The 26407-nt window shown below is 50.1% G+C and carries 24 protein-coding genes; 21 read left to right on the top strand and 3 right to left on the bottom strand.

Annotated features, from left to right (window positions below; all coding sequences use genetic code 11):
- Nucleotides 1-5 precede the first annotated feature (5 nt).
- The 18 genes from fabD (at nt 6) to ACJJI8_RS19375 (ending at nt 15957) form a co-directional block, all read left to right on the top strand.
- Nucleotides 6-950, top strand: coding sequence for an ACP S-malonyltransferase (gene fabD / locus ACJJI8_RS19460; RefSeq protein ID WP_444933430.1), 945 nt, complete (start codon nt 6-8; stop codon nt 948-950).
- Nucleotides 951-1006: 56 nt separating this feature from the next.
- Entirely contained in the window at nt 1007-1750 is a 744-nt protein-coding gene (gene fabG / locus ACJJI8_RS19455; protein WP_444935179.1) for a 3-oxoacyl-ACP reductase FabG, read from the top strand.
- 225 nt (nt 1751-1975) lie between these two features.
- Nucleotides 1976-2212, top strand: coding sequence for an acyl carrier protein (gene acpP, locus ACJJI8_RS19450; protein ID WP_020415205.1), 237 nt, complete (start codon nt 1976-1978; stop codon nt 2210-2212).
- A gap of 191 nt (nt 2213-2403) precedes the next feature.
- Nucleotides 2404-3645, top strand: a complete 1242-nt coding sequence (gene fabF, locus ACJJI8_RS19445) for a beta-ketoacyl-ACP synthase II (RefSeq protein ID WP_413662282.1) — start codon at nt 2404-2406, stop codon at nt 3643-3645.
- Between the two features lie 45 nt (nt 3646-3690).
- Nucleotides 3691-4461, top strand: a complete 771-nt coding sequence (locus ACJJI8_RS19440; RefSeq protein ID WP_444933429.1) for an aminotransferase class IV — start codon at nt 3691-3693, stop codon at nt 4459-4461.
- On the top strand, nt 4458-5522 hold the full coding sequence (mltG, locus tag ACJJI8_RS19435; protein WP_444933428.1) for an endolytic transglycosylase MltG: 1065 nt from the start codon (nt 4458-4460) through the stop codon (nt 5520-5522). The genes ACJJI8_RS19440 and mltG overlap by 4 nt, the downstream gene beginning before the upstream one ends.
- Nucleotides 5522-6142, top strand: coding sequence for a dTMP kinase (tmk, locus tag ACJJI8_RS19430; protein ID WP_444933427.1), 621 nt, complete (start codon nt 5522-5524; stop codon nt 6140-6142). The genes mltG and tmk overlap by 1 nt, the downstream gene beginning before the upstream one ends.
- A gap of 47 nt (nt 6143-6189) precedes the next feature.
- Entirely contained in the window at nt 6190-7215 is a 1026-nt protein-coding gene (locus ACJJI8_RS19425) for a DNA polymerase III subunit delta' (protein ID WP_444933426.1), read from the top strand.
- Nucleotides 7216-7319: 104 nt separating this feature from the next.
- Nucleotides 7320-7673: a PilZ domain-containing protein gene (locus tag ACJJI8_RS19420; RefSeq protein WP_413662279.1), complete on the top strand. Its 354-nt coding sequence runs from the start codon at nt 7320-7322 to the stop codon at nt 7671-7673.
- Between the two features lie 7 nt (nt 7674-7680).
- Nucleotides 7681-8457, top strand: a complete 777-nt coding sequence (locus tag ACJJI8_RS19415; RefSeq protein WP_444933425.1) for a TatD family hydrolase — start codon at nt 7681-7683, stop codon at nt 8455-8457.
- A 27-nt stretch (nt 8458-8484) separates the two neighbouring features.
- Nucleotides 8485-9108 (top strand): dUTP diphosphatase, encoded by a 624-nt coding sequence (locus tag ACJJI8_RS19410; RefSeq protein ID WP_444935178.1) that lies wholly within the window; start codon nt 8485-8487, stop codon nt 9106-9108.
- Nucleotides 9109-9241: 133 nt separating this feature from the next.
- A complete protein-coding gene (locus tag ACJJI8_RS19405; RefSeq protein WP_282932481.1) occupies nt 9242-10222 on the top strand; it encodes a malate dehydrogenase in 981 nt (326 codons plus the stop codon).
- Between the two features lie 72 nt (nt 10223-10294).
- Nucleotides 10295-10933 carry a DUF2244 domain-containing protein gene (locus ACJJI8_RS19400; RefSeq protein ID WP_413662277.1) on the top strand — a complete coding sequence of 213 codons (639 nt, stop codon included), beginning with the start codon at nt 10295-10297 and terminating at the stop codon, nt 10931-10933.
- A gap of 83 nt (nt 10934-11016) precedes the next feature.
- Nucleotides 11017-11493, top strand: a complete 477-nt coding sequence (gene bcp / locus ACJJI8_RS19395) for a thioredoxin-dependent thiol peroxidase (protein ID WP_444933424.1) — start codon at nt 11017-11019, stop codon at nt 11491-11493.
- 416 nt (nt 11494-11909) lie between these two features.
- Nucleotides 11910-12356 (top strand): helix-turn-helix domain-containing protein, encoded by a 447-nt coding sequence (locus tag ACJJI8_RS19390; RefSeq protein WP_020415217.1) that lies wholly within the window; start codon nt 11910-11912, stop codon nt 12354-12356.
- A 111-nt stretch (nt 12357-12467) separates the two neighbouring features.
- The gene (gene yajC, locus ACJJI8_RS19385) at nt 12468-12800 is read left to right on the top strand and encodes a preprotein translocase subunit YajC (RefSeq protein ID WP_282932486.1); all 333 of its coding nucleotides are present in this window, start codon (nt 12468-12470) and stop codon (nt 12798-12800) included.
- 363 nt (nt 12801-13163) lie between these two features.
- Nucleotides 13164-14189 (top strand): D-cysteine desulfhydrase family protein, encoded by a 1026-nt coding sequence (locus ACJJI8_RS19380; RefSeq protein ID WP_444933423.1) that lies wholly within the window; start codon nt 13164-13166, stop codon nt 14187-14189.
- A gap of 109 nt (nt 14190-14298) precedes the next feature.
- The gene (locus ACJJI8_RS19375) at nt 14299-15957 is read left to right on the top strand and encodes an alanine/glycine:cation symporter family protein (protein WP_413662275.1); all 1659 of its coding nucleotides are present in this window, start codon (nt 14299-14301) and stop codon (nt 15955-15957) included.
- A 126-nt stretch (nt 15958-16083) separates the two neighbouring features.
- Here the strand turns inward: ACJJI8_RS19375 and ACJJI8_RS19370 are convergent, their stop codons facing one another.
- Both ACJJI8_RS19370 and ACJJI8_RS19365 read right to left on the bottom strand, forming a co-directional pair.
- Nucleotides 16084-18246, bottom strand: coding sequence for a M4 family metallopeptidase (locus ACJJI8_RS19370; RefSeq protein WP_444933422.1), 2163 nt, complete (start codon nt 18244-18246; stop codon nt 16084-16086).
- Nucleotides 18247-18667: 421 nt separating this feature from the next.
- Nucleotides 18668-20002 (bottom strand): glutamine synthetase family protein, encoded by a 1335-nt coding sequence (locus ACJJI8_RS19365; protein WP_444933421.1) that lies wholly within the window; start codon nt 20000-20002, stop codon nt 18668-18670.
- A 168-nt stretch (nt 20003-20170) separates the two neighbouring features.
- Here ACJJI8_RS19365 and ACJJI8_RS19360 point away from each other — a divergent pair, with 168 nt between their 5' ends.
- Nucleotides 20171-21460, top strand: coding sequence for an NAD(P)/FAD-dependent oxidoreductase (locus ACJJI8_RS19360; protein ID WP_444935177.1), 1290 nt, complete (start codon nt 20171-20173; stop codon nt 21458-21460).
- A 60-nt stretch (nt 21461-21520) separates the two neighbouring features.
- Here ACJJI8_RS19360 and ACJJI8_RS19355 read toward each other — a convergent pair whose 3' ends face one another.
- A complete protein-coding gene (locus ACJJI8_RS19355; RefSeq protein WP_444933420.1) occupies nt 21521-23326 on the bottom strand; it encodes a M4 family metallopeptidase in 1806 nt (601 codons plus the stop codon).
- Nucleotides 23327-24183: 857 nt separating this feature from the next.
- Between ACJJI8_RS19355 and ACJJI8_RS19350 the strand changes: the two genes are divergently transcribed.
- Together ACJJI8_RS19350 and cysB are read left to right on the top strand one after the other, a co-directional pair.
- The gene (locus ACJJI8_RS19350; protein ID WP_444933419.1) at nt 24184-25086 is read left to right on the top strand and encodes a 5'-nucleotidase; all 903 of its coding nucleotides are present in this window, start codon (nt 24184-24186) and stop codon (nt 25084-25086) included.
- A 313-nt stretch (nt 25087-25399) separates the two neighbouring features.
- Nucleotides 25400-26371, top strand: a complete 972-nt coding sequence (gene cysB, locus ACJJI8_RS19345; protein ID WP_282932493.1) for an HTH-type transcriptional regulator CysB — start codon at nt 25400-25402, stop codon at nt 26369-26371.
- Nucleotides 26372-26407: the final 36 nt, after the last annotated feature.

Raw genomic sequence — 26407 nt, 5'->3', positions numbered from 1 at the left:
ATCTTATGACCAATGCCGCACTCGCATTTGTCTTTCCGGGGCAGGGTTCCCAGAAAATAGGTATGCTCTCTGAGATTGCCCAAGAGGCGCCTGAAATTCAGGCCATTTTTGCCGAAGCATCCAATGTGCTCGGCTATGACCTCTGGGACCTGTGCCAGAATGGCGAGCAGGAAGCCATTAATCTCACCCAGCGTACCCAGCCTCTCTTACTGACTTCCAGTGTTGCCCTTTATCGCATGTGGCGCTCTCGCGGCGGTGCCCAGCCTGTATTTATGGCCGGTCACAGTTTGGGCGAGTGGTCAGCACTGGTGTGCTCTGGCGTTCTGGCATTTAAAGATGCGGTTCATTTGGTTCGCGAGCGCGGCCGCTTGATGCAAGAGGCGGTTCCCGTAGGGGAGGGCGCTATGGCTGCGATCATCGGTCTTGATGATGCAGCTGTTGAAGAAGCTTGTGCTGCTTCTGCTGAGGACGAAATAGTCGCTGCGGTGAATTACAACTCTCCCGGCCAGATTGTTATTGCGGGAAGTAGCGCGGCGGTGCAGCGCGCCATCGAAGCCTGTAAAGCTGCCGGTGCAAAGAAGGCTATGCCTCTTCCGGTCAGTGCTCCATTCCACACTGAGCTGATGCGTCCCGCGGCGGAAAAGCTGACACCTCAAATAGAGGCGACAGAATTTAACGCGCCGGAAATACCCATCGTGCACAATGTCCACGCTGAGCTTGAATCGGACCCGGAAAAAATTAAGACCCTGATGATCGAGCAGATTTATCGCCCGGTTCGCTGGACTGCCTGCGCACAAAAAATTATTGGCTCCAGAGTGGAGCAAATGGTTGAGTGTGGTCCGGGTAAGGTTTTGTCTGGCCTGATCAAACGTGTCGATCGAAGTGTTTCCTGTCACGCAATCGATAGCCCCGGTAACTTTAATGAAGCTCTGCGAGCTACAGCGGTATAAATCGCTCAAAAAGTAGTCCAGAAGTCGAATAAGGATAAGTGAGAATGACCTTACAGATGTCCCTTGAGGGTAAAGTTGCCTTGGTGACAGGTGCAAGTCGCGGTATTGGTGCGGCAATTGCAGATATGCTCGGTGGAATGGGTGCCACAGTTATTGGTACTGCCACCAGCGAATCCGGTGCTGAAAAAATAAGCGCCCGCTTCGCAGAAGCCGGTATCGCAGGTGCCGGTAAAGTTCTGGATGTGGGCAATGCGGAAAGTGTTTCCGAGCTTCATGCAGCGATAAAAAATGAGTTTGGTGCTCCTGCGATATTGGTTAATAATGCTGGCATCACCAAGGACAACTTGTTGATGCGCATGAAGGATGACGAGTGGGATTCAGTCGTCAATACGAATTTGACCGCGGTCTATCGCATGAGTAAGGCTTGCCTGCGCGATATGACCAAGGCGCGATGGGGGCGGATTATTAATATCAGCTCCGTCGTAGGTAGTATGGGTAATGCCGGTCAGAGCAATTATGCGGCGACCAAAGCTGGTGTGGGAGGGTTTGCCCGCTCCCTGGCTTCAGAGGTGGGCTCCAGAGGAATCACGGTTAATACCGTAGCCCCCGGCTTTATTGATACTGATATGACAAAAGTCTTGCCTGAAGCGCAACGCGAGTTGCTTCTGGGTAAGATTCCTCTCGGGAGGCTCGGGAAGCCGGAAGAAATTGCTTCGGTGGTTTCCTTCCTGGCGAGTGATGCGGGAGGCTATGTCACCGGCGAGACAATTCATGTCAATGGCGGTATGTACATGGCGTAGTTTGTGTTTCAAAATGTCTCTTTAACTTATTGATTTTAGAGATATTTATGTTTTTGCTGATGGTGTTGAGGGGCCGCACATTACATCCCGAAAAACTTGGGGTACAATGGCCTCTGAATTATCCAAAAGCTGTGTGAGCCGGTCGTTATCACCAACAACATTGGATACGGTGAAAAACAATAGCGACTAAAACAGATTTTTACCCACTAGGAGTTAAATTGAATCATGAGCAGCATTGAAGAGCGCGTTAAAAAGATCGTTGCTGAACAACTGGGCGTTAAGGAAGAAGACGTTAAGCCTGAAGCCTCTTTTGTTGAAGATCTGGGCGCTGACTCACTCGACACAGTTGAGCTGGTTATGGCTTTGGAAGAGGAATTCGAAACTGAAATTCCCGATGAAGAAGCTGAAAAAATCACTACTGTTCAGCTGGCAATGGATTACATCAAGGATAACCTTGGTTAATTCCTGCTGGGTAGTTTAGGCACGGGCAGCTCAATATGCTGTACCTAGCCGAGCGATTCTGAAAGCCGTTCTATGTTTCATAGCGCGGCTTTCTTGTTATTGGTACTACGGAATTGTGACTGCTGACCGGATGTTGTTCTTTTAACTACATTGGTGAAGGACGGTAGCAGAAAATTTCAGGGGGGAGCGCAGTGTCGCAAAGAAGAGTTGTTGTAACCGGAATGGGAGTCGTTAGCCCGTTAGGTAACACCCTAGAGGATACTTGGTCTGGGGTACTACAGGGAGCTAATGGTGCTGCTCCGATTGAGACATTTGATGTCTCGGCTTTTTCAACCCGCTTCGCCGCTACTGTAAAGGATTTTGATCCCACGCCATACATGCCCGCAAAAGAAGCGCGCAAGATGGATACTTTCTTGCAGTACGGACTGGTTGCCGGTATTCAGGCTATGCAAGATAGCGGCCTGGAGGTAACCGAAGAGCTGGGTCCGCGCGTGGGTACCTGTATTGGCTCTGGTATGGGCGGTATCTTGGCTATCGAAGATAATTCATTGCTGATTGCCGAAAAAGGCCCTCGCCGTGTATCACCTTTCTTTGTACCTGGCGCCATCATTAATATGGTTGCGGGTAACCTCTCGATTAAATATGGCCTCAAAGGCCCCAATCTGGCAGTGACAACAGCCTGTACCACAGGAACCCATGCGATCGGTCTCGGAGTTCGTGCGATTCAGCACGGTGATGCCGATGTGATGGTATGTGGTGGTGCAGAAATGGTTACCACCCCGGTAGGGCTCGGCGGTTTCTGTGCGGCAAGGGCGCTGTCCACTCGCAATGATGATCCGCAATCAGCAAGCCGCCCCTGGGATAAAGACCGTGATGGTTTTGTACTGGGTGAAGGGTCTGCGGTACTCGTTTTGGAAGAGTACGAAAATGCAATCGCTCGCGGAGCCAAGATTTATGCAGAAGTAGCTGGCTTTGGTATGAGCGGTGATGCCCACCACATGACCTCTCCTCCGGAAGATGGCGCTGGCGCTGCTCTCTCAATGGAAAATGCCCTGAGAGATTCCGGTATGAGCCCAAGTGATATCCAGTATATCAATGCTCATGGTACTTCTACTCTGCTGGGAGACACAGCTGAGATCCTGGCGGTTAAAAAAGTATTCGCGGGGGTGACGGACTCCCTCGCTGTGAGTTCTACCAAGTCGATGACCGGTCACCTGCTGGGGGCTGCCGGTGCTATTGAAGCCGTTTTCTCGGTATTGTCATTGCGCGACCAGGTTGCGCCCCCCACTATCAATCTCTTCTCCCCGGATGAGGCCTGTGCCGGTATTAACCTGGTGCCCCAAGAGGCCCAGCCGATGGCAATCAATGCAGTCCTATCCAATTCCTTTGGTTTCGGTGGCACCAATGGGTCACTGATATTCAAGCGAGTCTGATTCCCGTGCCCACCGCGAGGTGGGCACACCTGCCTTGGGAGCTCCATGTACCAGTTACCTCAAATGTACTTTCGGGGGCTGGCCGTTGATCAGTTGCCAGATGATGCTGATTACTCGGGTGGAATCCTCGAAACAATGCGCTGTCACAACAAAGGTCTACCGCTTTGGTCTTTCCACCGCGCTCGCCTGGAGCGTTCGGGAGTGTTGGATGAGGCCTGTCTGGGAGAAATTGAGCAGTCGACGTTAAAATTGACAGCCGGCTGTCGCTGGCCTGAGGCGATTGCGCGCCTGCGTGTTGGCAGTGTGCGCGGGCAGCAATGTTGGGATTTGGTGCTGCGGCCGCTGATTGAAACCGCTGAGGGGCAGGTGGGCACTAGCCTTTTCCCTTGTTCGGCGAGCTTGCCGATCGGTAGTAATTCGAACCAGGGCTGCAAAACTTTACTCCGTAACCGATATAATGCGGCAAAAGCAGAGCTGCCGGTGGGTCAATTTCTCGATGGATTGATGCTGGATTCGGCGGGAAGGGTCATCGAAACCCTGCGCTGTAATATCCTGGCCCGATTTGGTGGGAAGTGGATGACTCCATCCCTGCACCGGTGTGGTGTTCATGGTGTGATGCGGCAGTGGCTCTCGAGCCATATCCACTGGCAAGAGGAAGACATGGAGCTTTCCGAGCTCTGTGAGGCCGATGAGTTGGCTCTCTGCAACAGTGTTCGAGGTGTATTACCGGTAGTAGAGGTAATCGGTTACAAAAACTGGCCTGTGGGTGCCGAGACCCGCAAGCTACAGAAGCTGATATTGGATAAATTGTGGTGAAGAAAAAGCAAGCGAGTTTCGCTTGGAGAGTGTTGAAGCTGTTATTTGGTGGGCTGGTATTAGCCTGCTTGGTTGCAGTTGCCTCTCTATATGTGGCAAAGGAAGCCTTGGAATCCCCCCTGCCGATTGCACAAGATGGGCTTACGCTTCAGGTGGAAAAGGGCGGAAGTTTGTCCCGGACGCTGCGAAGCCTGCAGGGCGAAGGGATAATCCAGTGGCCGCAAATACTTCTCGCCTATGCCTATTGGGAGGGCACAACAGAAATCCATTCCGGCGAGTATTTAGTTCCCTTTGGCAGTAACGCGCGGGACTTGATTGCGCGCCTGAATCGCGGTGAAGTTACCCGCTATCGCATTACGCTATTAGAGGGCTGGACCTTTCGCCAGGCCCTGCGACAAATCCGCTCCGGTGAAAGAATCGTTCAGTCCGAAGAGGGGAGCAATGTCAGTGCCGCTGCCCGGGCTTTGGGTTTAAAGGAGGATGAGGTCGAGGGTTGGATTTTCCCGGATACTTACGTCTACCGGTCCGGTACCACAGATATTGAGCTGTTGCGTCAGGCCTATGGTCGGATGCAGAAGGTACTGGATGAGGAGTGGCAATCAAAAGGGGATGATCTGCCCTATAAGTCGCCCTATGAAGCCTTAATCATGGCTTCAATTATCGAGAAAGAGACAGGGCAGCCATCTGAGCGCAGTGAAATAGCCGGTGTTTTTGTGCGCAGACTCAATAAAGGTATGCGCTTGCAGACCGACCCCACCGTAATTTATGGCTTGGGTGAGGACTTTGATGGAAATCTGACCCGTACACACCTGCGCCAGGCAACACCTTATAATACTTATGTTATTAATGGCCTTCCCCCTACGCCGATTGCCCTACCTGGGCGAGCGGCAATTCGGGCCGCTTTAAATCCGAAGCCCGGCAAGAGCTTGTATTTTGTTGGCAAAGGGGATGGATCTCATCATTTCTCAGCGACTCTGACAGAGCACAACCGTGCGGTGCGGGAGTATCAGCTGAAAAGGCGCGCGGATTACCGCTCGAGTCCGGCAAAAGGAAAGAATTAGTGTCGCACGGCAAGTTCATCACCCTCGAGGGTGTAGAGGGGGTGGGGAAATCTACCAATTTACTCTTCATCACCGAGTGGCTCAAAAAGCACAATATTAACTTTATCCAAACCCGGGAGCCGGGAGGCACCCCATTGGCAGAACAGCTGCGCGAGCTGTTATTGGCCAAACGGGATGAATCCGTTGATCCCACGGCGGAATTATTGATGGTGTTTGCCGCCCGCGCGCAACATCTGTCTCAGGTTATACTGCCCGCCTTAAAACGTGGAGATTGGGTGATCTGTGATCGTTTCACCGATGCTACCTATGCCTACCAAGGCGGTGGTCGCAGACTGGATCGACAATTGATCGAGCAGTTGGAGCAGACAGTTCAAGGGGATTTGCGCCCAGATAAAGTGCTTTTATTGGATCTCGACCCGGAAGTGGGGCTACGGCGAGCCGCTCGCACTGGGGAAGCGGATCGTTTTGAGAGTGAGCACCTGGAGTTCTTCCAGCGAGTACGTGCGGCTTATCGCGATCGAGCTGAAGCTGCGCCTGCCCGTTACGCGGTTGTGGATGCCGGCCAATCTCTGGAACAGGTGCAGATGGATCTAGCCAGGCAATTGGAGCTGTTGCTTTAAGCTATCTTGCCCCAGAATCTATTTTTAAATGATAAGAATTGTGGCTGATGTCTGTGCCTGAAACTTTTGAGTATAAATCGATACCGGTACCTCTTCCCTGGCACTCCGAGCAATGGCAGCGGTTGGGGTTGCAGTTGCAGGCGGGTCGCTGCCCGCACGCTTTGCTGTTGACTGGCCCGGAGGGGTTGGGAAAGCGACAATTCGCAGCTGCTTTTACCGCGTTGGCCCTATGTGAACAACCGAGGGCAGGTCAGGCCTGTGGGGAGTGTAAGGATTGTCGGTTGTGGATGGCTGGCTCGCATCCTGATTTCCTGCAAGTTGAACCTGAAAAGCCCGGTGGCCCGCTGAAAGTGGAACAGATCCGTCAGCTGGGCAACTTTGTTTCCCGCACCAGTGGGCGGGGCGGGGTGCGTCTGGTTTGTTTGTCGCCGGCGGAGGCGATGAATGTCAACGCAGCCAATGCCCTGTTGAAAAACCTGGAAGAGCCGGCACCCTCCGTTATCTTTGTGTTGATCACCGATGCCCCCACAGGCCTTTTGCCAACCATTCGAAGTCGCTGTCAATCTATAGCTTTTCCGCCCCCAACTGGAGAGGTGGCGCTACAGTGGCTATACAGCAATGGACTGGAAGAGCCGCTGGCACAGCGTGTCTTAACTCTGGCAGGCGGGGCACCATTATTGGCGGCGGAGCTGGCCGAGCCCAAGTCGAGAGAAGTACGCGAGCAGTTTTTTAAAGATTTGGTTGCTGTAGCTCAGGGTACGGCAAGTTCAGTCTCTACAGCGGGCCGTTGGGAAACACCGGTCGAGGGTGTTGAATTGGTTCAACTACTGCTTTTCTGGCAGCACTGGTTAACCCAGATGGTGCAGATTCGCAGTTGTGATCTCAGTGGAGATGCCCAGCTAATGGTTCTTTTGCAGAGGTTGCCGGGGTCGAGTGAGCAAAGCTTGCAGTCAGTATTTGCGTTTTACGATCATTTGCTTCAGGCGCGGAGAGGGTTACTGGGCACAGCTAACCCCAATCGTCGTTTGCTGCTGGAAGAATTATTTATTCGTTGGGCGAAGCTTTTTGCTTAGGCGTCTTGCACAAGTCGGGTAGGGTAATTGACGTTGCCTGGACACAGGCAGCGGGCTTAGATAAGTTAGCGCATCATTTAGAAATATAAACATTGAGGTTGTCCATGAAAGCCATGGGAGGCGGTGCCCGCAACGGCATCCTGTCACTGAAAATCCAGGATAAATCTGTGCTCTATGCGGCCTATATGCCCTTCGTAAAGAATGGTGGCTTGTTTATCAGTACGGATAAATCGTACAACCTTGGCGATGAGGTTTTTCTGCTTCTGAGCTTAATGGATGAGCCGGAAAAGATTCCGGTTGCCGGTAAAGTGATCTGGATTACCCCCAATGGTGCTCAAGGCAACCGCACTCCCGGAATCGGAGTTCAATTTGGCGATAAGGACAATATCGCGCAAAACAAGATTGAAACCCACTTGGCGGGAACCTTAGAATCCAGCCGCCCAACCCATACGTTGTAACTCTCTAATGCTTGTTGATTCTCACTGTCACCTGGACAGACTTAAGCTCGATAAATTTGATGGCGATGTGGATGCTGTATTGGACCTGGCCCGCAGTCGCGGTGTTGGCAAGTTCCTCTGTGTCGGTATCAGTTTGGAAAATGCCGATGCGGTTGTTGAAATCGCATCCCGCCATGAGGACGTAGTCTGTTCCGTTGGGGTGCACCCGCTGGATGTCGACTCTGGCATGGCGGATGTTGAGCGACTGGTAGAAATGGCTAACCAGCCCAATGTTGTTGCATTGGGGGAGACAGGCCTGGATTACTACTACAGCACTGACACCCAGGAAATCCAGCAGCAGAGCTTTATTGCACACCTGAAAGCGGCAGGGCAGGCAGAGCTTCCGGTTATTGTGCATACGAGAGATGCGCGGGAAGATACTATCGCTCTCATTAAAGAGTACGGCAATACCAATACCGCAGGTGTTCTGCACTGTTTTACCGAGAGCTGGGATATGGCCAAGGCTGCCCTGGATCTCAATTATTATATTTCTTTGTCCGGCATCGTGACCTTTAAAAATGCCGAGGAACTGCGGGATGTCGCCCGCAAGTTGCCTTTGAATCGGTTGCTCGTTGAGACTGACTCCCCTTATTTGGCTCCAGTGCCCTATAGGGGTAAGCCCAATATTCCGGCCTATGTGCGTGAAGTGGCAGAATTTATCGCTGATTTACGCGGTATTCCCTACGAAGAGCTGGCCGAAATCACCTCAGAAAACTTTTTCAGATTATTCCCCCGGGCAGTTTGATCCGGGTCTATTGGATGTTCCCCTATGATGAAGCAGCAGTTGCAAGTCATGCTGACTCTGCAAGACCAGATTAATACAGTAGTAAATGAAAACTGGCGTGAGCAAAACTTTGCCTGGTACCGCGCTATTTGGGTGGAAAGTGCAGAGTTGTTAGACCATTACGGTTGGAAGTGGTGGAAGAAGCAGCTTCCAGAAATGGATCAGGTGAAGCTTGAATTGGTGGATATCTGGCATTTCGGTTTGAGCCTTGAGTTGCAAAAAGGCTCTCCGCAGGAAGTGGCTGAGATCATGCTGAAGGAGTTTGCCGTTTCCGAGCGTACGGCGGGTGATTTCCGTGAAAACCTCGAGTCTTTCACCTTGAACACCCTGGCCACCAAACAGTTTGATGTTGCTGGCTTTGCTCAACTATTGGCCGATGCAGAAATGTCTTTTGCTGAGTTGTACCAGCGATATGTTGGTAAAAATGTACTCAACCGATTCCGTCAGGATAACGGCTATAGAGATGGCAGTTATGTAAAAAACTGGGCGGGCCGTGAAGACAATGAACATCTAGCGGAAATTGCCGGACTTTTGGACTCATCTGCTGCTGATTACAGTGATCAGGTTTACAAGGCACTGCAGACGCGTTACCGGGAATTGGCGCTGACATAAACACTCGCAAAGAGTGTCCAATACAGTCTGAGAGGTTTTGTCATACAAATTGAGCCGCTATTTCGCTTGTGTAAGATGAAATTTACTCGCGAGGCCCTATAATGCGGCCGCTTACAAACGAGGGAGAACTATCGTGAAAGCACCTGTACGTGTTGCTGTTACCGGCGCTGCCGGTCAGATTAGCTATTCGTTGCTGTTCCGCATCGCCTCTGGCGAAATGCTGGGCAAAGATCAGCCGGTTATTCTGCAATTGCTGGAAATCACTCCGGCATTGGAAGCGCTGAAAGGCGTTGCTATGGAGCTTGAAGACTGCGCTTTCCCGCTGCTCGCGGGTATCGTTCAGTCCGATGATGCTACTGTTGCGTTCAAAGATGCAGATTACGCTTTGCTGGTAGGCGCGCGTCCCCGTGGACCGGGTATGGAGCGTAAGGACCTGCTGGAAGCTAACGCTGCTATCTTCTCTGCACAGGGTAAAGCCCTGAACGACGTTGCTTCTCGTAACGTAAAAGTACTGGTTGTTGGCAACCCGGCTAACACCAATGCCCTGATCGCTCAGCGCAATGCGCCAGACCTGGACCCGCGTAACTTCACCGCGATGACCCGTCTGGATCACAACCGCGCTCTGTCTCAGCTGGCAAACAAAACTGATTCCAGCGTTAACGACATCACCCATATGACCATTTGGGGCAACCACTCTTCCACTCAGTACCCAGACCTGCACCAAGTGAAGGTTTCCGGTGCTGCAGCCATGGATAAAGTGGAGCAGGAATGGTACGAAAACGACTTCATCCCGACTGTTCAACAGCGCGGTGCAGCTATCATCAAGGCGCGTGGTGCTTCCTCTGCGGCTTCCGCTGCCAACGCTGCCATCGACCATATGCGCGATTGGGCTCTGGGTACCGCTGAAGGTGACTGGACCAGCATGGCTGTATTCAGCGATGGTTCTTACGGTATTCAGGAAGGCCTGATTTACTCTTTCCCTTGCACTTGCAAAGATGGCGACTGGGAAATTGTTCAAGGCGTCGACATCAACGACTTCTCCCGCGAGAAAATGTCTGCTACCGAGCAGGAGCTGGCGGAAGAGCGTGATGCAGTAGCACACCTGCTGCCGTAATAGGGAGTGACAGGTCCCAGGCCTTGGCCGCAGGCCTCTCCCAAAAACCCACACTGAGGTGTGGGTTTTTTTATGCCTGAATTTTGTAAACCCCGGCCCGGACCAGGAAACTTTCCCGGTCAGTATCTTCGTGTGAGCTGCCGCCATCGGCACTACACTGATTTTATATATCTGCCGGATGTCCCTGCTATGGTCACTGAAGTTGGCCGCAACACCGCCCGTTGCGCCTGTATCCTGCTGCAGCCTAACCAGTCCCTGTCCCTCTCCGGCAATCTATGGGTGTTTTTCTCCCTGGTTGGGGTATCCCTTGGAATCAGCCTCGCTTTTGCGATGGCGGGAGCCTGGATGATTCTTCCCTTTGCCGGGCTTGAAATGATCCTGCTGGGCATCCTGTTTACCTACGTGTACCTCGAAGGGACCCGCAGAGAAGTAATACGCATCAATGAGGAGTTGGTAATTCTGGATTGCTGTAAGGGGTTCAGGCAGCAAACGGTGTATCACCGGGAGTTCGCTCGCGATAAGTTGGCAGTACTCGTAAGGATGGGGAGCAGTGCTACCGAAATGGCTTCGGTAAACTTTAGTGGTCCTGAGGGGTGCCTTGAAGTCGGGGAGTTCCTCACCGAAGCTGAAAAGGCGGAGCTGGTGCAGAAGTTAGGTCGTTTTGGCATTTGTGCCAGGAAAGAGAAAGAGTTTCGTCTGCAGCAGTTCTGATTTCTCTATAGAACTGGCGTCTCGTTTGTTTCTTTTCGCTATAATCCCCGCTTTACTCTTAACTGTTCCACAGGGGATATCAGATGGCTTTTCCGAAGATCGATAATTTGGCTCCGGCTTTTACGCTGACCAACCAAAGTGGCGAGAAAGTGTCACTTAAGGATTTTCGTGACAAAAGTAATGTCGTCCTCTACTTTTACCCGAAAGCACTTACCCCCGGTTGTACCACTCAGGCATGTGGGATTCGCGATAGTGCGGCTGAATTTAAAAAAGCCAATACTGTTGTGTTGGGGGTGAGCCCGGATCCAGAAGCAAAGTTGCAGCGCTTTATCGACAAGCACGAACTGAATTTTGATTTGCTGTCTGATGAAGAACACAAGATTGCTGATAAATATGGCTGCTGGGGCTTGAAGAAATTTATGGGTAAGGAGTACATGGGGCTTCTGCGAACAACTTTTATTATCGATAAGAGTGGGCGCCTTCGCCATATTATCGACAAAGTTAAAACCAAGACCCATGACACTGATGTTTTGAATTGGATTGGCGAGAACCTGGATTAATTGCCAGACTCTGAGGGGCGGGGCTGGACTGGTGCTTGGTCTGCTGTAGCCCCTACCTTTCGGACTCAAAGGCGACACGTGGGTACCGAAAGTAAGTATTTTTGGCCCTTGGTACACAATAAGATGAAAAAAAGCACTGTCGCCCCTTGCTTTCTTAATTCTTGGTCTATACTGGCAGTTGTAAAGGAAAGGTGCGCCGGCTAGAGAGAGTCTCTCTGCGGGAATTGCCGGAGCGGTTAGTTTAAAAATTGTACATCTCTGTGAAGGATTCGATGTCTGTTTTTTGGTGCATCCCGCATCACGTAGTCGTCCGCCGAAGTTGATGTTGTGTTGGTGTGGGCAGGGGCAACCGGGATTCGCTGGATGCGGACATAGAAAAATAACTGCGGCTCACGGAACTCAATAGGAGCAGCTCGATGAACCATACTCAGCCCGACCAGACTTCGCTCTCTGAAGACAAATCACTTCAGCAGGCCAGAATATCCGGAGACCCGAATATTCTCGACCAGCTGCTGGCCCCCCCCGAAGCAACCAGTTTTGGTATTGCCGCACGGGTAATAGATGTGCTGGAGCAGCGTATCGGTAAGGCCTCTCTCGCTATTCGCCCGGTAGCGTCCGACCTAAGTATGTCCACCCGGACTCTGCAACGCCGGTTGCAGGAACACAACCTCAGTTTTGCATCTTTACGTGACCATGTTCGTTTTCGTCACGCGGTGCATTTCCTCAAAGATACTGCGCTGAGCGTTGATGGAATCTCACGAATTCTCGATTTCTCTGATCGAACCAGTTTTACCAGCGCGTTCAAACGCTGGACCGGGATGTCTCCCACTGGCTACCGCCGGCAGGTCCGCCAGAGGTTCTGAGTGTGGATTGGTTTGGCCGGTCTCTATGGGATCGGCCCAATCCGTTGCCTCGGCGGGGCAAACCCGTTAGAGTTGGCGGCAATTTAATAGGCTGACTCTTTGAGGTTTTGCATGAGCTTTTTTATCCCCTCCGCCATGGCACAGGAAGCGGCGCCGGCAGCACAGGGTAATCCGATGATAACCCTGCTGATGTTTGCGGGTTTGTTTGCATTCATGTGGTTTTTTATTATTCGCCCACAGCGCAAGCGCCAGAAAGAGCACCAAGAGCTGGTTGGCGCCCTGAAAAAGGGTGACGAAGTTGTAATGAGCAGCGGGATGCTGGGCCGCGTCGACAAGGTCGATGAGGACTACATCGTATTGGAAGTTGCAGACAGCATGTCTTTGAAGTTCCAAAAAGTAGCTGTGCACGCAGTATTACCGAAAGGTACGATTAAAAAGATCTAATCCTATTCAGGGTTTATCTTTGAATGTCGTCACTAAAAAAGCCTGGCAATTGCCGGGCTTTTTTATGGTTACTATTTTTGCGCGGGTGGCATTTGTTGGACCTTGAAAGCCCACAGAAAAATTGCGGAATTAATCAAAGGCTGGGCCAATTTGTCTGATTAATTTTCCAATAAAAAAACAGGTTAGGCAAAAAGCAATAAATAGCACTGAAAGGCATGCTTATGTTCATTTTTAAAAGCTAGTCCTCTATCCGCTTACTCAGCAAGCTTGGCTCTACCTCTGCGGAAACTTTTTGCTAGAGGTGTCCTCTTACTGAGTCACATCGATAAAACTAATAATTAGACATAACAGGTTTAATTCACCGTGCTTAAGAGCCTGCCAATAGAGTTGCCTAAGCGGTTGCGCCTGGCGAACCTGCCCACACCTCTGCAGTCGTTAGACCAAATCAGTGATCTTTACTCCCTTCCTTATGGAGGGCCCAGGATTTGGATAAAGAGAGATGATCTTACCGAGTCCGGCATGTCGGGAAATAAACTGCGCAAGCTAGAGTTTGTTGCCGCTGAGGCCCGGACCCAAGGGGCTCAGGTTTTGATCACTTGTGGCGGAGTGCAATCCAATCATTGCCGTACCACTGCTTTGGTGGGGGCTCGATTGGGGTTTAAGGTTCAGTTGATTTTACGTGGCGAGTGCACTGCAAATCCCGATGGCAACCTCTTACTGGATGAGTTGGCAGGCGCTGAAATTGCGGTTTACTCACCGGAAGAATACTCCCGGAATTTACAGGGCCTCTTTGATAGCTGGGCTGCTGAGTATCTGTCCAGAGGGCAGAAGTCTTTCTGTATCCCCACTGGTGCCAGCGACGGTTTAGGCATCTGGGGTTATATCTCGGCCTCTCAGGAATTATTGGCAGACTGTGCAGATAGGGGCTTCTCGCCTGATCATATTTTATGCGCTACTGGCAGCGGTGGGACCCAAGCGGGTTTGACCTTGGGATGCCATTTGCTGGAAGCCGGTGTGAAAGTTACGGGTTTCGCCGTTTGCGACAATGCTAATTATTTCCAAGTGAAAGTGCGTGAGGATATTTCACAGTGGATGGCACAGTCTGGTGTATCGCTTGATTTGGAGTCTCTCAAGATTTTGGTTAATGCCGACTATAAAGGTCCCGCTTACGGGGTGGCGGAGCCAGAGGTTTACCAGACTATTAAAGAGTTGGCTTGCTTGGAGGGTATTCTTCTCGATCCAGTCTACACCGGCAAAGCATTTCATGGTCTGTTACAGGAGTTAAAAAAAGGAAATTACCGGGGCTCAGACAACCTGGTTTTTATTCATACCGGAGGGCAATTTGGCCTCTTCCCCCACCGAACTCACTTCTTCCCAGTGGCCGAATAATACGACATTACTGTTCTCGTGCCGCGTAAGCTGCTAACCTGCGCAACAAATTACAGTTGTATCTGTATATAAAACAAACAGAAATAAGTCAGAGTAGTGGGGGGTTAGTTTGGATTCCTTTAACAATCTGCTGTTGTTAATAGACGGCATGCTCGGCTCAGCACCTTGGTTCCCCTGGGTGTTACTTGGAGTCGGTTTCTTTTTCACCATTTATCTTGGTTTTCCGCAGCTTCGTTATTTTGGGCATGCGATCAAGATTGTGCGCGGTAAGTACGACAAGCCCGGTGACCCGGGTGATACCTCCCACTTCCAGGCATTGGCCACGGCACTGTCAGGTACCGTAGGTACCGGTAATATCGGTGGCGTTGGCTTGGCTATTTTCCTCGGTGGTCCGGCTGCGCTGTTTTGGATGTGGATGACCGCATTCCTGGGTATGACCACAAAGTTTGTGGAAGTGACCCTGTCACACAAATACCGTATTAAAGCAGCGGATGGTTACTACGCGGGTGGCCCCATGTTTTACATGGAGCGCCGTTTGAATATGAAATGGCTTGCGGTGCTCTTTGCAATCGCGACCGTTATCTGTTCATTCGGTACCGGCAGCTTGCCCCAGGTCAACAACATTGCCCAGGCAATGCACGATTCTTTTGGTGTTGAGAAGGCTCTGACTGGTGGCATCCTGGCGATTTTGCTGGGCATGGTGATTATTGGCGGTATTACCCGAATTGCTAAAGTGACCTCCACTATTGTTCCCACCATGGCAGTTATCTACGTAATAGGTGCCTTGGGCGTTATCATCTACAACTACGAAAATATTCTGCCGTCCTTTGGGGCTGTTTTCCGCGATGCCTTCACCGGTAGTGCGGCTGTAGGTGGATTCCTGGGTGCGAGCTTTGCCTATGCCTTTAACCGTGGTGTGAACCGTGGCCTCTTCTCGAACGAAGCGGGTCAGGGCTCTGCACCTATTGCTCACGCCGCCGCTCGCGCAGACGAGCCGGTTTCTGAAGGTATGGTTTCCCTGCTGGAACCCTTTATCGACACCATTATCATTTGTACCTTAACCGGACTTGTGATTCTTTCTTCTGGTGTTTGGACTGAGAAACACGAGAACCTGTTTGAAGGTGCAGATACTTACGTTGTAGCGGGTAGCTACGATGAGAAGAATACCCAGGATGTTGAGCAGCTGTTCAAGTATTTGAGCGGTCAGGAGAGTGATGTTAAGGCCTATAACGGCTCCATTGTTGTGACTGACGGCCACCCGCTGAACAGCCAGGACTTTACCCTCATCCACGCCCGTTCTATTGCTGAAGACCTGGACTTCCGTGTGGGGGATGACAGCTTCAGCGGTGTTCTGGATGTGAAAGATGGTAAGTTTGCCAATGAAGATGTGGATATTTGGGGTAAGTCCCTGGTGCACTCTGTGGCCCTGACCAATCTTGCCTTCCAGCGCGGTTACTTTGGTGAATACGGTGGTCTGATTGTAACTCTGGGAATTCTGCTGTTTGCTTTCTCTACAGCAATTGCCTGGTCATACTACGGCGACCGCTCAATGATTTACCTTTTCGGCCCCAAGGCAGTAATGCCTTACCGAATAGTTTACGTTATTGCATTCTTCTGGGCTGCGATTGAGGACACCACAGTTATTTGGAACCTCTCTGCGGTGGCCATTGTGATAATGACCTTGCCCAATCTGTTTGGTATTACTGTGTTGGCCAAGGAGATGAAAGATACCGTGAAGGACTACTGGAAAGACCCAAGCCATAAATAATTTGTCTGGGTTTGATTAAAAAAGGCGGCCAATATGGCCGCCTTTTTTGTTTGTGCACCACCGATCCTTTGATCGGTCTAGAGCTTGTCCACCCAGCAGAGACCTGCTGGGTGGAAATCAGCTTAATTACTCAGTGCTTGCACTCAGGGTAACACCAGAGTAGGCAGAGTAAGCGCGGATACTGATATACCAGGTTCCAGCATCCGGATTACTGATGGTGCAGCTTTCGTCATTGCCCCACTGGTAGGGACGACAGTCGTACGCTGTACGGGTAGGCTCTTGGCTGTGGCGAACATAGAGATCTGCATCTCCGCTGCCACCTTCCATTACGGCGCTCAGGGTAGAAGCTCCAGCGTCAACCTCAATGGTGAAGTGCTGCCAGCTATTGCGGGAACCAGAAAGGTTGGTTTCTTCCCAGCTATCGCTACCGCCACCACCGCCACCACCACCGGTGTAACTGCCTACCAGGGTGACATCGGAGAAGGAGGAGTAGCCGCGCACCATGACGTAATAGGTTCCGCCCTGCAGGTCAGCGTCAGCGATATCACAAGTTTCATTGTTGCCAGAACTATACGGACGGCAGTCATAAGTGCTGGTGGTCGGCGCGCTACCAAAGCGAACGTAGAGGTCGGCATCGCCACTTCCGCCGGACATTACAAAAGACAGGTCTGTGGCATCTGCGGGTACATCCAGGGTGAAGTGAACTTCATCACCACTGCTGCCCTCGATGTCGGTCTCGGTAACCCCGTTTTCGAGTTCTCCGCCTTCATTACCACCACCGCCACCACCACCGCCGCCACCGCAGCTGCTGGTGGAAACGCCTACCGTGGAGAATGCGGCAACAACATCATCAGTGTCGTAGCCTAAATCTGATGCTGCAGAGAAAACACCACAGGCACCATCTTCAAAATCAGTATTGGCACTCCAATACATCTGGTTGGCAAGAACGAAGGGGTCGAATGCTGTGCGGGTATTCCAGCCACTGGTATTCGCCAGTAGGTAGAAGGCCCGGTTAAAGACGCCGGAGCTGTAGTGCACGTCCATGCCGTTGTAGTAATCATCGGCATGACCGATGGAGCTGCCATCGTCAGTTGGATCTTCAAAGTAGCGGAGTGCTCCGCTGGACTTAAAGATTTCGGCCCCTACCAACCAGTCATTGCTGCCGCGCATATAGTACTCGGCAGCTTCACCGGCAATATCAGAGAAGGCTTCATTGATACCGCCGGACTGATTGTAGTAATTCAAGTCCGAATTTTGCTCGGTAAAGCCGTGGCTGACTTCGTGAGCGGAAACATCGAGGCTAACCAGTGGATAGAAGTAGCTCTGGCCATCACCAAATGTCATCTGGCTGCCATCCCAGAAGGCATTCTCGTAGTTGTTGCTGTAGTGCACCCGCATTCTCAGTTTTTGTGTGAGAGGTGATGTGTTGTACCAGTCGCTATAGAGATCAAAGACCACACCGCCAAAGAAGTGTGCGTCATTGAGTGGTGAGTAAGCGCCGTTGATTGACTTATAGTCATTGTCCGGGCAAGTGAACGAGTGGATGCTACCGCCATTCGTGCTGTGGTTCATATCAACGGTTTCTACATTGTCCGTATCCATGGCACAGCTGTCGTCAACAATCATGTGGGGGTAGTCAGTACCGTACTCGTAGCGCCCGGTCTTTGAATTGCCCCCTGGGCCTGTCGCATTTTGTGCAAAGTTCAAGCCGTCCCAATGCTTGAGAACTTCGCCAGTCATTGCATCGATAAAGTAGAAGGGGCGTGTGGGTTCATCGCCGTACTCAACCCAGTTGACCAGGTAAGCCAAGCGGGCATTGTCTTGCTCATCGATATAGACGTAGAGTTTCTTTTTGGGGTTATGTGCTTCCAGCTTCAAAGCCTGAACTGACAAAGCTCCCTGGATAACGCCCTGCTGCGTGCGCCAGTTGATCTGGTGGTCCATTGCCCGCTCAATAGCATTATCTTCATTGATAAATGCTTTGATATTGGGTACTTCCAGTTCCAGCCCAGTGATGACATTGCCGCGAACCTCAGTAATCAGACCCTGCCCGGAGCTGGTTACTGTTTGGCCGTAGACAGGAATGCCTTTGTGAGTCTGTTGGTAGCGGGCTACGGTTTTGCCGTTGACGAGAGTGCGCTCACGAACTTTTTCGAGCGCCATATCCGATCCGCCGGTGGCAGCTAAAGTTTGTGGTGAGAGCATGTCCGCCGTGGCGGGGACGCGCTCAACAGCATGTGCACTAATAGCCAAGGCTAAAGTGCAGCTTAGTCCTACAAAATGCTTCATTGCTAGCTTTCCCTTTTATAGCTTTTTTATATATGAATCCGCCGGTATACAGCCGTATTTCCCTTGTGGGGACCGTATTAAATCTGGTTGGCCAATACAGGCTGGATTTTTATGTGGTAAGACAGCAGAAGATAACCGTCGCCAGGAAGGGACCGCGGTAGCGGCAGTGGCGTTCGCTTTCTCAAACCGGTTGCCCTAATTAATTGGGCAACTTGAGATTACCCTGCATACGCATCTAGGCAACAAAAAGGTGATGGCAAACTAATATATTTGAATTGTTTTCGATATTTTTGCTCGGATCGTCACAAATTAGGAAGTGATGTTCTGCCTGTGAGGTGGAAAAGATGAGTTGTTTTTTCCGAAAAAATAAATTTGGCGATAACAGTTTATTATTTCTGTTAGCTTTTAGTGGAACGGTTATTTATACATTTAATAATAGAAATTCCCTCTCCCACGAACTGATCACACGATTAAACTCTTCATATTCATTTCTCTTGATTGCGCTCCAGGCTTTTACGAATTTACTGCCAAACATTTCTGTCGCTTCATCACAATCTGATAGGAGTGTCAGGGCATGTTCCTGGGTGCGGGGAAGTGTAATTGACTCTTTGGAGCAGTCGCCCAGATAAGGTGCGCTCGGTGCGACTTTATTGGTCATTCCTAAATACCCGCAGGCAAGAGAAGCTGCTATGGCAAGGTAGGGATTGCAGTCTGCTCCGGGAAAACGATTTTCAAGACGTTTACTTTGTGGCGAGCTGTCGGGAACCCGAAGGCCTGTTGTTCGGTTGTCGTAACCCCAGTGGAGACTGGTGGGTGCGGCCATTTCAGGTGTAAAGCGGCGATAGGAGTTTACATTTGGAGCAAAAAAACTAATAAAACCGGGAGTGTATTTCTGCATGCCGCCAATAAAATGCAAGAAATTATTGCTCTCTTTTCCTGTATTATCGACAAAAATATTTTCACCGGTTTTTCTATCCGCCACACTCTGGTGTAAGTGCAGCGCGCTTCCAGGTTCGTCTTCCATCGGTTTTGCCATGAAGGTTGCATAAATGCCGTGGCGCAGAGCCGTTTCGCGCACTGTGCGTTTAAAGGTAAAGACCTGGTCAGCTAAATGAAGTGGATCTCCATGTAGAAAGTTAATTTCCATCTGGGCAGTGCCTGATTCGTGGATCAGTGTGTCGACATCAAGCCCCTGAGCTTCACAAAAATCATACATGTCTTCAATGATGGGCTCGTATTCATTGGCCGCATCAATGCTATAGGATTGTCGGGTTTTTTCTGTGCGTCCCGATCTTCCCACAGGCGCGGATAGCTTTTCATCCGGGTCCAGGTTTCTTTTTACAAGATAAAACTCTACCTCAGGGGCGACAATGGGCTTCCATCCTCTGTCTGCATATTTTTCGAGGACAAATTTTAAAATATTACGGGTGCTGATAGGGTGAGGGTCCCCATCTCGAGAATGGCAGTCATGAATGATTTGTGCTGTCGGATCATTGGCCCAAGGGTTTAGGCGCACTGAGTTGGGGTCAGGGATTAGGAGCATGTCGGTGTCTGCTGGATCAACAAGCTCATTGTGTTCGTCGACATAATCCCCCGTGACAGTTTGCACCAAAATGCTTTCCGGTAAACGGCTGTCTTGAGTTAAGAACTTATCGGTGGGGGTGAACTTTCCTCTGGCGTTACCTGACATGTCGGGAACAAGGCATTCAACTTCTGCAATATTGTGATTTGCCAGCCAGTTTGTAATTTTATCCATTGGATAGCCATTGCTTACTTTTTCTTCCTGAGTGAAATTCTATGATCAGTGCCGGAAAGCGTTGCGCTGAAAATAATTCCTCCTGTGTAAAGGAACTATATACTGCCGATTGGAACAGGGCCGTTTATTTAAATGGCATTGAGGGTATCTGGTAGAAATATGAAGGTGATGAATAGGTTGGATGAGCACACGGAATCCTATTATGCCGCTACAGCTAACGACCTTCAGGAGTATCCATGCCTGGAAGGTAACGTGGAGGCAGATGTCTGCGTTATTGGTGGTGGTTATACGGGACTTTCCAGTGCTTTGCACTTGGCAGAGCGCGGCTACCGTGTGGTGCTTCTGGAGGTTAATAGGATTGGTTGGGGCGCATCAGGAAGGAATGGAGGACATGTCGGTGTTGGACAAAGGCGAAGTCAGGGTGATCTGGAAGCCATGTTCGGATTCGACACCGCTAAGCAGCTCTGGGATTTGAGTATCAACGCTGTTCAACTGGTGGAAAGTCTTATAGTCAGGAATCAGATTCAATGTGATTTAAAACGCGGGATCATGCATCTTGCAGCAAAATCCAGTCACGATAAATATCTGCAGGATGAAACTGAAGAACTCAGAGAGAAATATGATTACAGGCAAGTTGAGTATATAGAGAAAGAAGAAGTTCGACAGCTTGTAAGTAGCAAACGATATCTCGGCGCACAGCTGGATTTTGGTTCGCTACATCTTCATCCTCTCAATTTTGCATTAGGTCTTGCCCGCGCAGCAGTTTCTGCTGGTGCCAGGTTTTTTGAGTGTAGTGGTGTGCAAGGGTATTCGAGCTCTTCTCCCTTTACGGTGAAAACTGCACGAGGAAAGGTGAAGGCCGAAAAGTTGATTTTAGCTTGCAATGGTTACTTGAAAGATCTTGAGCCCCGCTTAGCGGGGCGCATAATGCCAATAAATAATTTTGTGCTGGCAACAGAGCCCTTACCGGAGGGGCTCGCTGGGGAAATCATAGCCAATGACTTCGCACTGCAAGATACTCTATTTGTTATAAATTATTGGAAATTATCTGGCGATAACCGCTTAATTTTTGGGGGAGGGGAAAATTACACCAGGCGTTTCCCTAAAGATATTCGCAGTTTCGTCCGTAAGTATATGTTGAGGGTTTACCCGCAGCTGGAAAATACTGCTGTTGATTTCGGCTGGGGGGGTACGCTGGCCATTACTATGAATCGGATGCCCTGTATAGGACAGTTACAGTCGGGCCTATATTATAGTCAGGGGTATTCTGGACATGGAGTGCCTACGGCAACTTTTGCCGGCAAGCTTCTGGCTGATGCAATTTATGGGGAGAGTGAGGGTTATAACGTGTTTTCTTCTCTTCCTAAAGTAGAGTTTCCAGGTGGCACTTTATTGAGGTGGCCGGGGTTGGTGTTGGGGATGCTTTACCACAGTTTGTTAGATAGGTTTGGAAGCTAGTCTTTGAGTGGTGTGATAGAGAATGCCGACACACTAATGTGTCGGCACCGGCCTTAAATATTACTGGCTCTGGGCGGAAAGGGTTACGCCTCTGTATGAAATATAGCCTTGTACACTGATGTGCCAGGTACCTGCAGCTGGATTGCTAAAGCTACAGAATTCATTATTGCCGTTTACGTAAGGACGACAATCCCAGTTGTCGCTGGTTGGGGTGGCACCATAACGGACGTACAAATCGGCATCGCCATTGCCACCGAGCATTTCGACAGTCAAAGATGATGAGCCTGATGGTACATCCAGAGTGAAGTGCTGCCAGCTGTTGCGGCGGCCTGATAAGTTGGTTTCTTCCCAGCCTTCTGAGTTTGAACCGCCATCATCGCCACAGTTACTGGTAGATACCCCTACGGTGTCGAACGCTGCGATTACTGTTGCAGTATCGTATCCGAGATCTTCAGTAGCTGACAGGGCTCCGCAAGCACCTTCAATGTAATCAGTGCTTTGATTCCAATAAGTTTGGTTAGCAAGCACAAAGATATCGAAAGCAGTTTGGGTGTTCCAGCCGCTTGAGTTGGCGATCAGGTAGAAAGCCCGGTTGAATACGCCGGAGCTGTAGTGCACGTCCATGCCGCTATAGTAGTCGGAAGCATGGCCAATGGATCTGCCATCTTTGGTGGGGTCATCCATATAGCGAAGAGCGCCATCAGCCTTGTATATATCGGCTCCCACCATCCAGTCGTTAGTGCCCTTCATGTAGAACTCGGCAGCTTCACCGGCCATGTCAGAGAAGGCTTCGTTGATGCCGCCGGATTGGTTGGCGTAGGTCAGGTTGGAGTTTTGCTCAGTAAAGCCATGGCTCACCTCATGAGAGGATACATCCAAGCTGACAAGCGGGTGGAAGGTTGTGAAGCCATCACCAAATGTCATTTGGCTGCCATCCCAGAAGGCGTTCTCGTAGTTGTTGCTGTAGTGAACTCGCATTCTCAATTTTTGTGTGAGCGGCGATGTTCCATACCAGTCACTATACATATTGAAAACGACGTTGCCGAAGAAGTGGGCATCATTCAATGGAGAATAAGCACCATTGATTTCTTTGTAATCATTTTCCGGACAGGTGAAGGAGAAAACGCTACCTCCGCTTGTACCGTGATTCAAATCCACAGTCTCTACGTTAGCAGTGTTCATGGAGCAGTTATTGTCAACTTCGAGGGCAGGGAAGTCCGTTCCATATTCATAACGCCCGGTTTTTTCATTGCCACCGGGGCCTGTGGCATCCTGGAAGGCAAGGCCGTCCCATTGCTTGATAACTTCGCCAGTAAGTGCGTCTACAAAATAGAACGGTCTGCTCGGCTCATCTCCGTATTCGACCCAGTTAACCAAATAAGCTAATCGCGCCTGGTCGTTTTCATCGACATAGACATAGAGCTCTTTTTTCTGGTTTCGTGCGTTGAAGCGCATGGACGACATTGAGAGAGCTTTTTTACTGTCACCATCCTGAGTGCGCAGATTCAGCTGATGGTTCATGGCTCGATCAATAGCATTATCGGCATCAATCGTTGCGCGGGCGGTAGGTACCTCCAGCTCTAGGCCTGAGAGTACGTGGCCTCTCACTTTTTCAGTTAAGCCTTGCCTGGAACTGGTTATGGTTCTCCCCCAAACGGGTATGCCTTTATGAGTTTGCCGATATCGGGCAACCGTTCTCCCATTGGCAAGCGTGCGCTCGCGAACCTTTTCCAACTTCATATCTGAGCCAGCGATTGAGGCTAGGGACTGATTGGAAAGTAACTCTGGTGTGACATTAATACGCTCCGCCGCTTGGGCGCTAATAGCGAGTGCGAGTGTGCTAGCGGCTCCTAACAAATATTTCATTAAGTAATTCTCTTTATGATTATAATTTAATGGCCATAGTTAACCGGGAGCATAAAATAAACGCTCAGTGGTTAATGCTGTCTGGTTAAGCGGCCAATTGAATCACACCCCAAGAATATCTCGCGCTATGAGCTGAGAGCTGTATGGAGTTTATGTGCAAAATTTTCTTGGGGGTTGTTTGCCGTTGTCAGGCGAAATAACGATATCCCTTGTTGTTATTCCTGACAATAATTTTTTTGTGGTGGATGTAAACTTGAAAGGTCAAATTGTTTTTTTGATGTGTATGTCACGAATTCAGATATTTGCAACTTTGGTTATTTGAGGGGTTTTAATTGGTTATTTTATAGCTTTTTTCTGAGTGGCAAACTTTTTTGAGTTATATTTAAACGGTTTAGCTTTCTATTGTTTTGTTGTTTTTGTTTATTTCTGGTGCGAAATTCTTCAATTTAATTCAATTTGCATGAAGAGGGTGCTATATGTTTGTTAAGTTTGAAGGAGTGTATTAATCTGGGTTCTTTAAGGGGTTGTCAAACTAAAGGATTAAAGTATTAATCCTTTCTGAATTTGATGGGGTGGATATTAACTCTATCAATACATTACTGAAGAAAAATGCACGCGGTAGTTTGGAGCGGTTTCAATTTTGAAACGTTTTGCTCCATCGTCTTAATCCCGCAGTCAAACAACTTTGACTCCCTGGGCACTTGTGCGGCGCTACGGAAGCAACATCAGTAAGGGCTGGCATTCTTATCTGTACATATCGCTCAATTTGTGGAATATAAGTTTGAGATTTGTCGCAGACTCTCACTGCCCTCAGTGAAGCTGCGGTGTCGGTGGATTAACGATGTAGAGGCTCCCTAATGGCTGTGCGTCCAGATAAGTTAGTAATCGCTATTTCCTCTCGAGCTCTGTTTAACCTTAGCGATAGCCACAAGGTTTTTGAGGAGCAGGGATTGCACGCCTTTTCTCATTATCAAGTTGAGCGTGAGAACGATGTTCTGGAAAAAGGAGATGCATTCCCTCTGGTTGAGAAGTTTCTAAAGATCAATGAGCTTCTTGGCGGGGAGCCGCGGGTGGAGGTGATCCTGCTATCCAGGAATAGTGCCGATACCGGATTAAGGGTGTTTAACTCTATTGAGCACTATGAGCTCAATATTACTCGTGCAGCCTTCTGCAATGGTGGGAGCCCTTACCGCTATATTGGTCCATTTGGATGCAACCTGTTTTTGTCTGCTGATGGTGTAGATGTCCGCCAGGCGTTGGAGCAGGGGGTTGCTGCGGCAACCTTGGTTGCCGGAGGAAACCGCGAATATCGTGATGATGTGTTGCGATTTGCCTTTGACGGCGATGCGGTAATCTTCTCTGATGAGGCTGAGCGAGTCTACAAAACGGAAGGCCTGGCTGCTTTTACTGAGGCGGAGCGTGCCTCAGCACAGAAGCCACTGGGGGGAGGACCCTTTAAGGGATTCCTTGAGGCTTTGCAGAGGTTGCAGGCTGAATTTGAGATGGATACCTGCCCGATACGAACGGCTTTGGTAACGGCACGTTCCGCACCGGCCCATGAGCGGGTCATCAGGACATTGCGCGCCTGGGATATTAGAGTGGATGAGTCAGTTTTTCTCGGCGGGCTTCCTAAAGGTGAGTTCCTGCGGGCTTTTGGCGCCGATGTCTTCTTTGATGATCAGCCTAGTCACTGTGTTTCTGCAGGTGAGCATGTGGCTACGGGCCATGTTCCTCATGGAATCGCAAATGCAGAGGTATAAAAAGTTCAAAAGTGATAAAGGTGTACGTTATCACTCAGTGCTCTCTATGCCGATAATGTTTGAACTTTTCCCGGCCCTCATCCGAGAGGCTTAGCTCTAATTATTAGAAAATAAAGCCGACAGAAAGTCCGGGATCCCCCAAAGTTGATTGACACTTTCGTCTCTACCACGGATATTCAACCGTCCATTGGCCCTGGCTTTGATTCACTGCTATTCTTTTCTCGTATAACTCAAGATAGTTTTTATAACTATCGATCAAAAAATGGTATTACTCGCTCTCGGCCATGAGCGAACTTAATGAAAGGGAGGATCTATGAAGCTGCAGCAGTTGAGATATATCTGGGAAGTGGCACATCACGACCTCAATGTTTCTGCTACAGCGCAGAGCCTCTATACCTCCCAGCCGGGAATTAGTAAGCAAATCCGACTTTTGGAGGATGAGCTTGGCGTAGAAATCTTTGCACGCAGCGGCAAGCATCTCACAAGGGTGACCCCGGCAGGGGAGGCAATCTTAAAGACTGCCGGCGAAATTATGCGCAAAGTGGAGAATATCAAACAGGTTGCGCAAGAGTTCAGCAATGATAAAAAAGGTAGTCTCGCTGTAGCTACCACTCACACCCAGGCGCGCTATGCCTTGCCCCCGATTATTAAGTTGTTTATAGGCCGTTATCCGGAGGTTTCCCTGCATATGCACCAGGGAACCCCTATGCAAATTTCTGAGATGGCGGCAGATGGCACTGCAGACTTTGCTATTGCTACTGAAGCTCTGGAGCTTTTCAGCGACTTGGTGATGATGCCTGTCTACCGCTGGAACCGCTGCATCCTGGTACCGAAAGATCACCCGCTTTGCCAAGTGAGCAAGCTATCCCTTGAGGACGTGGCGAAGTACCCGATAGTTACTTATGTATTTGGGTTTACCGGCCGCTCCAAGTTAGATGAAGCTTTCTTGGAGAAAGGGTTGTCACCTAAGGTAGTCTTTACCGCCGCCGATGCTGATGTAATCAAAACTTACGTGCGTCTGGGATTGGGAATTGGCATTGTGGCTGATATGGCCGTTGATGGCGAAGATGAGGACCTTGTGGCTCTCGATGCCAGTGATCTATTTGAATCGAGTGTTACGAAAATTGGCTTCCGTAAGGGGATTTTCCTGCGGGGCTTTATGTATGAGTTTATCCAGCAATTTGCCCCCCATCTCAGCCGTGAGCTGATTGACCAAGCGGCACAGGCGACATCCCGTTCTGAGGTCGATGCGCTGTTCGCCGATATGGAGTTGCCGGTTTACTAGAGGTGTTGCTGAATGGAAGTGCCGAATAAAGCTAAG

The organism is Microbulbifer maximicatervae (SeqCode), assembly GCF_052467695.1.
The sequence above is the reverse complement of the archived record's forward strand: the minus strand, read 5'-3'. Positions and strand labels throughout refer to the sequence as shown.

What these genes read in the sequence shown, in the direction of transcription:
- fabD (WP_444933430.1), top strand. Translation starts at nt 6, where the DNA reads ATGACCAATGCCGCACTCGCATTTGTCTTTCCGGGGCAGGGTTCCCAG.
- fabG (WP_444935179.1), top strand. Translation starts at nt 1,007, where the DNA reads ATGTCCCTTGAGGGTAAAGTTGCCTTGGTGACAGGTGCAAGTCGCGGT.
- acpP (WP_020415205.1), top strand. Translation starts at nt 1,976, where the DNA reads ATGAGCAGCATTGAAGAGCGCGTTAAAAAGATCGTTGCTGAACAACTG.
- ACJJI8_RS19440 (WP_444933429.1), top strand. Translation starts at nt 3,691, where the DNA reads ATGTACCAGTTACCTCAAATGTACTTTCGGGGGCTGGCCGTTGATCAG.
- ACJJI8_RS19425 (WP_444933426.1), top strand. Translation starts at nt 6,190, where the DNA reads ATGTCTGTGCCTGAAACTTTTGAGTATAAATCGATACCGGTACCTCTT.
- ACJJI8_RS19420 (WP_413662279.1), top strand. Translation starts at nt 7,320, where the DNA reads ATGAAAGCCATGGGAGGCGGTGCCCGCAACGGCATCCTGTCACTGAAA.
- ACJJI8_RS19415 (WP_444933425.1), top strand. Translation starts at nt 7,681, where the DNA reads ATGCTTGTTGATTCTCACTGTCACCTGGACAGACTTAAGCTCGATAAA.
- ACJJI8_RS19410 (WP_444935178.1), top strand. Translation starts at nt 8,485, where the DNA reads ATGAAGCAGCAGTTGCAAGTCATGCTGACTCTGCAAGACCAGATTAAT.
- ACJJI8_RS19400 (WP_413662277.1), top strand. Translation starts at nt 10,295, where the DNA reads ATGCCTGAATTTTGTAAACCCCGGCCCGGACCAGGAAACTTTCCCGGT.
- bcp (WP_444933424.1), top strand. Translation starts at nt 11,017, where the DNA reads ATGGCTTTTCCGAAGATCGATAATTTGGCTCCGGCTTTTACGCTGACC.
- ACJJI8_RS19390 (WP_020415217.1), top strand. Translation starts at nt 11,910, where the DNA reads ATGAACCATACTCAGCCCGACCAGACTTCGCTCTCTGAAGACAAATCA.
- yajC (WP_282932486.1), top strand. Translation starts at nt 12,468, where the DNA reads ATGAGCTTTTTTATCCCCTCCGCCATGGCACAGGAAGCGGCGCCGGCA.
- ACJJI8_RS19370 (WP_444933422.1), bottom strand. Translation starts at nt 18,246, where the DNA reads ATGAAGCATTTTGTAGGACTAAGCTGCACTTTAGCCTTGGCTATTAGT.
- ACJJI8_RS19365 (WP_444933421.1), bottom strand. Translation starts at nt 20,002, where the DNA reads ATGGATAAAATTACAAACTGGCTGGCAAATCACAATATTGCAGAAGTT.
- ACJJI8_RS19360 (WP_444935177.1), top strand. Translation starts at nt 20,171, where the DNA reads ATGAATAGGTTGGATGAGCACACGGAATCCTATTATGCCGCTACAGCT.
- ACJJI8_RS19355 (WP_444933420.1), bottom strand. Translation starts at nt 23,326, where the DNA reads ATGAAATATTTGTTAGGAGCCGCTAGCACACTCGCACTCGCTATTAGC.
- ACJJI8_RS19350 (WP_444933419.1), top strand. Translation starts at nt 24,184, where the DNA reads ATGGCTGTGCGTCCAGATAAGTTAGTAATCGCTATTTCCTCTCGAGCT.
- cysB (WP_282932493.1), top strand. Translation starts at nt 25,400, where the DNA reads ATGAAGCTGCAGCAGTTGAGATATATCTGGGAAGTGGCACATCACGAC.